This is a genomic window from Streptomyces bambusae, from assembly GCF_020532645.1.
GTDB classification, from domain to species: Bacteria; Actinomycetota; Actinomycetes; order Streptomycetales; family Streptomycetaceae; genus Streptomyces; species Streptomyces bambusae.
This window is the reverse complement of the sequence record NZ_JAJAUZ010000092.1, coordinates 21112-27884: the sequence shown is the minus strand read 5'-3', so window position 1 is coordinate 27884 and position 6773 is coordinate 21112. Positions and strand designations below refer to the sequence as shown.

At 74.8% G+C, this 6773-nt stretch carries 5 protein-coding genes; all 5 read right to left on the bottom strand.

Annotated elements, in window-relative coordinates; all coding sequences use genetic code 11:
- Positions 1 to 23: 23 nt before the first annotated feature.
- Positions 24 to 2867, bottom strand: a complete 2844-nt coding sequence (locus LG634_RS35080) for an ATP-binding protein (RefSeq protein ID WP_226740188.1) — start codon at positions 2865 to 2867, stop codon at positions 24 to 26.
- 294 nt (positions 2868 to 3161) lie between these two features.
- The gene (locus tag LG634_RS35075; protein ID WP_226740186.1) at positions 3162 to 3413 is read right to left on the bottom strand and encodes a DUF397 domain-containing protein; all 252 of its coding nucleotides are present in this window, start codon (positions 3411 to 3413) and stop codon (positions 3162 to 3164) included.
- 151 nt (positions 3414 to 3564) lie between these two features.
- Complete coding sequence (locus tag LG634_RS35070) at positions 3565 to 4731, bottom strand: thiolase family protein (RefSeq protein ID WP_226740184.1); 1167 nt, start codon at positions 4729 to 4731, stop codon at positions 3565 to 3567.
- On the bottom strand, positions 4728 to 5786 hold the full coding sequence (locus tag LG634_RS35065; RefSeq protein ID WP_226740181.1) for a thiolase family protein: 1059 nt from the start codon (positions 5784 to 5786) through the stop codon (positions 4728 to 4730). Before LG634_RS35065 ends, LG634_RS35070 begins: the two co-directional genes overlap by 4 nt.
- Positions 5786 to 6760 carry an OB-fold nucleic acid binding domain-containing protein gene (locus tag LG634_RS35060; RefSeq protein WP_226740179.1) on the bottom strand — a complete coding sequence of 325 codons (975 nt, stop codon included), beginning with the start codon at positions 6758 to 6760 and terminating at the stop codon, positions 5786 to 5788. Before LG634_RS35060 ends, LG634_RS35065 begins: the two co-directional genes overlap by 1 nt.
- Between the last annotated feature and the right edge of the window lie 13 nt (positions 6761 to 6773).

Below are 6773 nucleotides of genomic sequence, written 5' to 3'. Positions count from 1 at the left end.
CGGGACGGCCGGGAGGACCGGGTCTATGCGGACTGCTCCGGGAGGGCGTCTCCCAGGCCGGCCACGTCGGTTCCGAGCTTGCGGTAGACGGCGGACAGCAGGCGGGCGACCTCCTGCTCGTCGGTGGCGAGCGCGGCGGCCACCTTGACGACCGGTTCACCCTTCGCGATGAGCCGGGCGGCCTGTTCCTCGCGGGCGGTGAGCACCCCCTCGCCGGTGAGCGGCGGGCGCGGCCGGGCGCCCACGGCGGACAGGGCCTCGCGGGCCCTGCCGGCCAGGCCGTCGGCACCGCAGGCGACGGCGGTCTCCAGGCCCTCGTGGAGGATGTCGGTGCGGCGCAGCTCGGTGCCGAGGGCGACCTGGGCGCAGGCGAGCTCGTAGCCGGCCGGGGAGGAGGAGAGCCATTCCACGGCTTCCTCCAGTCCTTCGCCGGTGACCGCGGCGGCCATCCGCAGGGCCTGGCCGATGGCGGAGGGGGCGCCGAAGGCGCGGGCCCGGCGGACGGCCTCCTCGGCGAGCTCCCGGGCCTTGCCGGGGTTGTCCACCGCTTCGGCCTGGGCGAGGTGGAGCTGCCAGGGGCACCAGGACGGGTTCACGATGCCGCGCGGGGTGAGCCGGCGGCCGACGGCCTCCAGCTCGGCGACGGCGGCCTTGCGGTCGCCGCGGGCCAGGAGGAGTTCCGCGTACACGGTCTGCGAGTCGGGGAAGACCATGGCCTCGGCGAACGGGTGGCCGAACTGGTGCTCGCGGGCGAGTTCCCAGGCCTCGTCGGCCCGGCCGCGGGCGAGCAGGGTCTCGATGAGGATGGTCACGGCGTACCAGTGCACGGGCGTCTTGCGGCCGACGCGTTCGGCGAGCCGCAGTCCGGCGCGGGCGTAGTCCTCGGCCTCGACCAGCCGGCCGCGCCGGAAGCGGATGTAGCCGAGCAGGCTGTACGCGAAGGACAGGTGGGCGCCGCGCCAGCCCTGGCGTTCGAGTTCGGCGGTGCCGGCGGCGAAGAGTTCCTCGGCGCGGCCGGGCCGGTCGGCGTACATGTAGGTCATGGCGACGACGGCCGGGACTTCGAAGCCGCGGTCCTCGTGGACCCAGCTGAACTCGTCGCCGAGGGCCCGGCGGGCGTGGTGGAGGACGGTCTCCACGGGTTCGCCGCGCAGGGTGGCGTCCCAGGCGCGCATGCCGATGATGTAGCGCTCGGTGAGGTCGCGGCCGGCGAGGTGGTCCGCGAGGCTCCTGAGCTTGCGGGACCGGGCGGGCGAGTCGGGTTCGTCGGAGCGGAAGGCGTCCCACATGAACTGTTCGGACTGCAGGCGCAGCCGGGCGCGGGCGTCGGGTGCGACGGCGATCTCCGCGGCGAGGGCGGCGGAGGCGTCGCCGTGCCGGTTGCTGTGGGCGAGCACCTGGGCGAGGCGGATGACGATCTTCTGCCGGAGGACGGTGTTCTCCTCCGCGGCTTCCTCGAGGGCCGTCCGGAAGTGGTTCGCGGTGTTGGCGGGCTCGGTGAGCAGGGAGGCCTTGCCGAGCTCGAAGAGGACCTCGGCCCGGTCCTCGAAGGCGGGCGGTTCCTGGAGGGCGCGCTGGAGCGGGCGGCGGGCCGCGTCCGGGGCGCCGGCCCGCATGTGCTCCTCGGCGGACGCCCGGAGCAGCTTGACGACCTGGCCGTCGCCGTCGGGGTGGGTCTCCAGCAGGTGGCGGGCGGCCGCGGACGCGCCCTTGCCGGCGTCGACGACGGCCATGGCCGCCTGGCCGTGCATGGCGACGCGCATGCCGTCCTTGATGGCACGGTAGACGGCGGTGGCGATCAGCGGGTGCGCGAACTCCAGGCTGCCGTCGGCGTTGACGGCGCCGGACAGGATGCGGGCCTCCCGGAGCCGGTCGACGGCGTCCATGGCCTCCTCGGTGCCGAGTCCGGCGACCCGGGCGGCGAGTTCCTGTGGCACGGCGATGCCGAGGACCGCACAGGCGTGGGCGAACCGGACGGTCGAGGGGCCGAGCCGTTCGAGGCTGGCGATCAGGCCGCTGCCGCGCTGGGTGGCGGCGAGGTCGCGCAGCAGCGGCGCCCCGGACTCGTCGGGGGTGAGGTTGCGGTCGCGGACCTTCTCGGCGAGTTCGACGGCCTGGTAGGGGTTGCCGGCGGTGACCGCCCAGCATTCCCGGCAGAAGGCGTCGTCGGCCTCGTCGCCGATCGCCTCGCGGACCAGTCGGCCGACGGCGTCCGGGGTCAGGGGGTCCAGGGCGATGGGCCGCTGCCCGGCCCGGCCGGGCAGCACCCGGAAGGCCTCGGCGTGCCGCGGGAGTTCGTCGGGCCGGTAGGCGACGACGAGGAGCAGCGGCAGGTGCTCGGTCCGCGGCGCGAACGAGGCCAGCCAGCTGAGGGATTCGGCGTCGGCCCAGTGGGCGTCGTCGAGGACGAGCACCATCGGGGCGCGCTGGACGGCGAGGTCGGTGAGCACCCAGTCGAGGCCGTCGCGCAGACCCTGCGGGTCGGGCGGCGGGCCGTCGCCGGCCACGCAGAGGCCGAGGGCGGGGCCGATGATCGAGTACCAGCTGCCGAGGTTGGCGCGCAGCTCCGGGTCGGAGGTGCCGGCCAGTTGGGGCTGTATCAGCTGCCGCGCCACGTGGAAGGCGACGGCTTGTTCCTGCTCGCCGCCGCGGGCGGAGAGCACGGTGCAGCCGAGGGCGTGCGCACGGCGGCGCACTTCGGCGAGGAGCGTGGTCTTGCCGAGTCCGGCGGGGCCGGCGAAGGCGAGCAGTCCGCCGCCGGGTGCCGACCCGGCCGCGGTGAGTTCACCCAGGGCTTCGTCCACTGCCGCGAGTTCGGCCTCGCGTTCGAACATGGTGCGCCGCATCCGGAGCTGGCGTTCCGTCATGGCTGGTACCCCCCAGGGCGGTTCGGGGGCATCAGCGTACGCCCGCGCATGCGCGGTTGTGGCCGAGTGTCGGGGACTGATCGGATCTTTTCACCGGTGGTGAACGGGCCGCCGCCCTTGCGCCGCCGGGCCTCCGGGCCGGTGGACTGGGACGCCGCGTCCACCGGCCCGTCGGGCACGATGCTTTCGGGTGGGTGCCGCGCATGACGGGCGCATCACTCTTTCGAGTGATGTCCGGGTGTTCCGGCCGCGCGAGCGGCTCCGGATCCGGTCCGTCCGGCCCCCGGCCGCAGGTCAGGCGGGGCCGAACCGGCCGCCGCGGGTGCCCAGGACGAAGGCGCGCCATTCGTCGGGAGCGAGGATCAGCGGCGGGTGTCCGGGGCGTTCGCCGGCGCGCAGGGCGATGAAGCCCTCCACGAAGGCGATCTGGAGATCCCCGGCGCCCCGGCTGCCGGAGGCCCACTGGGCGTGGCTGAGGTCGAGCGCGGGTTTGCCCCAGCCTGCGAGGGGGCGTCCGAGGTTCTGCGTGACCGTGTTCTCGGGCATGTGCGTGCTCCTCCCGGTCCGTCGTCCGGGGGCCAGGGTAGCGACGGGCCCGGATACCGGACAGACCGCCCCGGCGGGCCGCCCGCGGGTGCCTGCCGGGGCGCGGGGTGCCTGCCGGGGCGCGGGGTGTCTGCCGGGGCGCGGGCGGGTCTCAGGTCTGCGGCGGTTCGGAGCCGACCAGCCACATCGCGAAGAACTGGGCGCCGCCGCCGTACGCGTGGCCGAGGGCCCGGCGGGCGCCGGGCACCTGGTGCTCCCCGGCCGCGCCGCGCACCTGGAGGGCGGCCTCGGCGAAGCGGATCATGCCGGAGGCGCCGATGGGATTGGTGGAGAGCACCCCGCCGGAGGGGTTGACGGGCAGGTCGCCGTCGAGTTCCGTGACCCCGGCCTCGGTGAGCTTCCAGCCCTCGCCCTCGGCGGCGAAGCCGAGGTTCTCCAGCCACATGGGCTCGTACCAGGAGAACGGGACGTACATCTCGACGGCGTCGATCTCGCGGCGCGGGTCGGTGATCCCGGCCTGCCGGTAGACGTCGGCGGCGCAGTCCTTGCCGGCCTGCGGGGAGACGAAGTCCTTGCCGGCGAACAGGGTCGGCTCGCTGCGCATCGCGCCGCCGTGCAGCCAGGCGGCGGGCCGTGGGGCGCGGGCGGCGCCGGCCCGGTCGGTGAGGACCATCGCGCAGGCACCGTCGGAGGACGGGCAGGTCTCGGAGTAGCGGATGGGGTCCCACAGCATCGGCGAGGCCTGGACCTTCGCGAGGGTGATGCCGTGTTCGTGGAGGTGGGCGTACGGGTTCTTGAGGGCGTTGCGGCGGTCCTTGTAGGCGACGAGCGAGCCGACGGTGTCGGGGGCGCCGGTGCGCCTCATGTAGGCGCGGACGTGGGGGGCGAAGAACCCGCCGGCGCCGGCCAGCAGGGGCTGCTGGAAGGGGACGGGCAGGGACAGGCCCCACATGGCGTTGGATTCGGACTGCTTCTCGAAGGCGAGGGTGAGGACGGTGCGGTGGACCCGGGCCGCGACCAGGTTGGCGGCCACGAGGGCGGTGGAGCCGCCGACGGAACCGGCGGTGTGGACGCGGAGCATGGGCTTGCCGACGGCGCCGAGGGCGTCGGCGAGGTAGAGCTCCGGCATCATGACGCCCTCGAAGAAGTCGGGGGCCTTGCCGATGACCACGGCGTCGACGTCGGGCCAGTCGAGGCCGGCGTCGTCGAGGGCGCGCCGGGCGGCCTCGCGGACCAGGCCGGCGATGGAGACGTCGTGGCGGGCGGCGACGTGTTTGGTCTGGCCGATCCCGACGACGGCCACGGGCTCCTTGCTCATGCCTTGTCCCCTTCCAGGACGGCGACCAGGTTCTGCTGGAGGCAGGGGCCGGAGGTGGCGTGGGCGAGCGCCCGGCGGGACTCGCCGCGGTGGATGCGGGCGGCGGCCTCGCCGATCCGGATCAGGCCGGCGGCCATCATCGGGTTGGCGGCCAGCGGGCCGCCGGACGGGTTGATCCGTACGGTGCCGTCGAGCCGCAGGGCCTTGCGCAGCACGACCTCCTGGGAGGTGAAGGGCGCGTGGAGTTCGGCAGTGTCGACGGGTGCCTCGAAGGCGCCGGCGTGCTCGGCGGCGAGCCGGGCGGACGGCGCGTCGGTGAGGTCGCGCAGGCCGAGGCCGTGGGCCTCGATGCGGTGGTCGATGCCGGTGATCCAGGCGGGCCGGTCGCACAGCCGGCGGGCGGTGTCGCCGGCTGCGAGGATCACGGCGGCGGCTCCGTCCCCGATGGGCGGGCAGTCGCCGGTGCGCAGCGGGGCGACCTCGTGGCCGCCCTGCGGGACGGGTCCGCGGAGCTGGGCGTGCGGGTTGGCCGCGGCGTCGGTGCGGCTGCGGGCGGCGATCGCGGCGAGGGCGGCCTCGTCGGTGTCGCCGGCGTCGATGAGGGCCTGGGCCTGGAGGGCGGCCAGGGCCACCGCGTCGGGCCACAGGGGAGCGAGGTAGTAGGGGTCGAGCTGGCGGGTGAGGACGTCGCGGACGGAGCCCGGGGAGGACTTGCCGTACGCGTAGACCAGGGCGGTGTCGGCCTCGCCGGTCTGGATCTTGACCCAGGCTTCGTAGAGGGCCCAGGCGCCGTCCATTTCGACGTGGGACTCGGAGATCGGCGGCCAGGCGCCGACGCCGTCGAGGGTCATGGTGAAGGAGAAGGCGCGGCCGGCCAGGTAGTCGCTGGAGCCGGAGCAGGTGAAGCCGATCTCGCCGGTCGTGAGGCCGGTGCGGTCCAGCACCTCGTGGAGGACCGGCATGACCATCTCGACTTCGCTGAGGTCGTCGGTGTGCCGCCGGTGGTCGCTCTGGGCGAAGGCGACGACGGCGACCTCGCGTGCGTGGTTCGGCATCAGAGCAGCTCCTTGTACGTGTCGTACGGGGCGTCCGGTTCGCCGGTGGGGCGGTAGTGGTCGGGGTGGCGGCTGCCGTCGGTCCAGACGGGTTCGACCCGCAGCCCCATGCGGACCCGGTCGTAGGGGATGCCGCCGATCCGGCCGTGGAGGGCGAGGCCCGCGCCGTCGAGGGCGATGTGGGCGTAGACGTAGGGGACCTCGATGTCCAGGTTCTTCGCCTTGATGTTGACGATGCAGAAGGTGGTGACGGTGCCGCGGGGTCCGACCTCGACGCGGTCGGTGGTGGCGACGCCGCAGGTGGGGCAGGCGCCGCGGGGCGGTACGTACACCTTCCGGCAGCGGGGGCAGCGCTCGCCGACGGTGCGGCGCTCGGCGAGGGCGTCGAGGTACGCGGTCTGGGCGCGGCCGGGGCTGTAGGTGTAGTCGAGGCGGGCGGCGGCGACGATGCCGGTGACGGGGTCGGCGAAGGTGCCGTCGTGCGGGGTGGCCGCGGGCGGTGCGGTGGCCGCGCCGGGTGCGCCGGGGTCCGCGGCGGGTCCGGCGGGTTCGAAGCAGGCGATGCCGGTGATGGCGCCGGCGGGTTCGGCGGCCCAGCGGATCCGGACCCGCATTCCGGTGTGCACGGCGTCGGGTCCGGAGGCGTCGAGGGCGTGCAGGAGGGCGGTGTCGGCGCCGTCGAGGCGGACGAGGACCCAGGCGAAGGGGGTGGCGAGGGGCTGGCCGGGGCGGGGCCGCTCGTTCCAGGCCCAGGTGGTGACGGTGCCGGTGGTGCCGACCTCGACGAGGTCGCGGAGTTCGGCGGCGGTGACGGGGTCGTATTCGAGGGGCGGTACGGCGACCCTGCCGTCGGAGGTCCGGACGCCGAGGACGGTGCGCTCGCGCAGTCCGGTGAGGAAGGCGCTCTGGACCGGGCCCAGGGAGCGGGTGAAGGGGAACTCGACGACGAGGGGGGCACGGAGGACTTCGGTCACGGCGCTCGTTCCT

Bases quoted from the DNA above. Each gene is read 5' to 3' on its own strand.
- LG634_RS35075 (WP_226740186.1), bottom strand. From the start codon at position 3,413: ATGCCCGAGAACACGGTCACGCAGAACCTCGGACGCCCCCTCGCAGGC.
- LG634_RS35065 (WP_226740181.1), bottom strand. From the start codon at position 5,786: ATGCCGAACCACGCACGCGAGGTCGCCGTCGTCGCCTTCGCCCAGAGC.
- LG634_RS35080 (WP_226740188.1), bottom strand. From the start codon at position 2,867: ATGACGGAACGCCAGCTCCGGATGCGGCGCACCATGTTCGAACGCGAG.
- LG634_RS35070 (WP_226740184.1), bottom strand. From the start codon at position 4,731: ATGAGCAAGGAGCCCGTGGCCGTCGTCGGGATCGGCCAGACCAAACAC.